A 2,205-nucleotide genomic window follows, 5' to 3' on the forward strand; every position below is an offset into this window, starting at 1 on the left:
GGCGCGGTGCTGGTGGGGTTCGTCCTGGGACGTCCGCAGGGGTGGTACGGCACGCCGGTGCTGGGGCTCGTCACGTACGGAGCGCTCGCGGTCGCGGGGACGCTCGTGGGCGAGGCCTGGTGGGCAAGGGCCGTGACCCGACGCAAGGCGGAGGGAGCGTCCCGGTACTTCGAGCGCTGGAGTGGAGCGCTCGCATGGGGCGCCTGCCTCACTGCGGTGGGAACGTCCGCGGGCGTGGGCGTGACGTACCCACTGCTCCTCTGGCTGCTGGGAGGGTCCGGGGGGCTCCTGGTGGCGGCCCGGGTGCCCCGGTGGCGCGGCGTCGCGCTCGCGCTGGGCCTGCTTCCCGGGCTCTGCCTGATGGCTCAGGCGACGTCGCGGTTGCTGGCGCTGGCCCTTCCGCTGACGGGACACCTGCTGGTGCCGTTCCCGCTGGATGGCGTCATCGCGCTCCTCGTGGCGCTGCCCACGCTGGCGGGAGCGTGGATGGTCGCGGCCGCGCTGCCGTGGGCGGAAGGAGGGCGCCCCGCGCTGCTGGGCGTGGGTGGGCTCGCGCTGGGCGGATGGGTGGCGCTGGCGCTCGTGGCGCCTCACGACGCGGAGCACCCGCGGAGGCTGCGCGCGGTGGAGCGGACCGACGCCTCCGGAAGCGTCCTCGTCCTCCAGAGCATGGACGGGCTGTCGCTCGGCACGCTCGCCCCCGGGCTCACCGGGGCCCAGGCCGCGCAAGCCCAGACGGAGCTCTCCCTCCCGGAGGCGCGCCCCACCGAGCCTGACGGGTCGCACCTCCCGCCGCCACGGCTCACCGTGGAGCGCGTGGAACACCAGGGCGCGGAGCGACAGGTGTCCCTGCGCCTCACCGCCCCGGAAGGCGCGTCGCTGCGCCTGGAGGTGCCGCGCGCGGCCCTCATCTCCTGGTCGCTGAGCCCGAGCCTCCCCGAGCTGCCCGCGGAGGCGGCCGCCTTCACGGCCCTGGCGGTGAGCCCTCCCGCCGAAGGCTGGCGCGTGGACCTGCGCCTGCGGGGCCATGAGGCCGTGCCCCTCCGGCTGCGAGCCTCACGCGAGGGCGCGGTGACGCCGACGCTGGACGCCCTGCGCCGCGCGTTGGATCCCACCCGCACGGGTTCGTTCGCCGCGTCCCACACCGTGGAGGCGCGGCCATGAGGCCCGGGTCCTCACCCGGGCGCGGGCAGCGCCGCGAACTCCTTCACCAGCCGCGCGGTGACGAGCGCGGTGAGCCGGGCCGGATCGAACTCGGGGATGAACTCGCTGACATCCATGCCCACCAGCTCGTAGCGCCGGGCCAGCCCCCGCAGGAGCACCAGCAGCTCGCGGAAGGTGGGGCCGCCAGGGTAGGGCGCCTCCACGGCGGGGACCTCATGGGGCGCGAGCCCGTCCAGGTCCACGGACACGAACACGCGCCGCACGTCGCCCAGCTGCGCCGCCATCGACTCGAGCACCGCCGGCAGGCCCCGCTCGACCAGCTCCGTGGCGTGGATGACGCCCGGCTTCCACGCGCGCAGCCCCTCCTTCTCGCGCGCGTTCACCTGCCGGATGCCGAACAGGCACGTCCGCTCCGGCCGCAGGTGGGGCAGCTTCCAGGCGTGGTGGAGGATGGAGTCGAACGCCAGCGCGTCATCCCGGGCGCAGTCCGGATGGGCGTCCACGTAGACGACGCCGCAGTCCTCGAACACGTCACTCACCGCGGCCAGGGCCGCGTACTTGATGTGGTGATCGCCCCCCACGCCAATGGCGCGCTGCCCCTTGAGGAAGAGCGAGGCGAAGCGCTCGCGCACCACGGCCACCTGCGCCGGCACCGCGAGGCCCTCCACGGGAAGGTTGCCCGCATCGAACAGGCCCTCCCCGTCCTCCAGCAGCTCCGTGAGGGACGGGGAGCCGTTGTCGGCCTCGCGCATGAAGTCGGCGCTGAAGAGCGTCCGGGGCATGTCGGACCGGCCCCGTACGCTCTCGGAGAAGCCGGCCCCCTGTGTGTTGGCGCCGAACAGCACGGCGCGCGCCGGGTGCTCCTCGCGACACAGGGCATGGCGCAGGCGCTCGCTCATGGGCGGACCTCCGCTCCAGGCAGGGACACCGCGACGGGGAACAAGGAGGGCTTCATGCAGGCTCCAGTGCGGACAGGCCCACGCGGGGTGGGACAGGTGAGGGGGCCCATGCGGGCCCCGGTGGGCGCGGACGGATCAGACG

General features: G+C 74.7%; 1 protein-coding gene and 1 pseudogene. One reads left to right on the forward strand and one right to left on the reverse strand.

What is annotated here, in order from left to right; genetic code table 11:
• Positions 1-1,164, forward strand: a pseudogene (locus D7X74_RS43420) (hypothetical protein); the annotation flags it as partial.
• Positions 1,165-1,175: 11 nt separating this feature from the next.
• On the opposite strand, the gene D7X74_RS41395 reads toward D7X74_RS43420, so the two are convergent.
• Complete coding sequence (locus D7X74_RS41395) at positions 1,176-2,063, reverse strand: arginase family protein (RefSeq protein WP_120538404.1); 888 nt, start codon at positions 2,061-2,063, stop codon at positions 1,176-1,178.
• Between the last annotated feature and the right edge of the window lie 142 nt (positions 2,064-2,205).

This window comes from Corallococcus sp. CA047B (assembly GCF_003612065.1).
Lineage (GTDB): Bacteria > Myxococcota > Myxococcia > Myxococcales > Myxococcaceae > Corallococcus > Corallococcus praedator.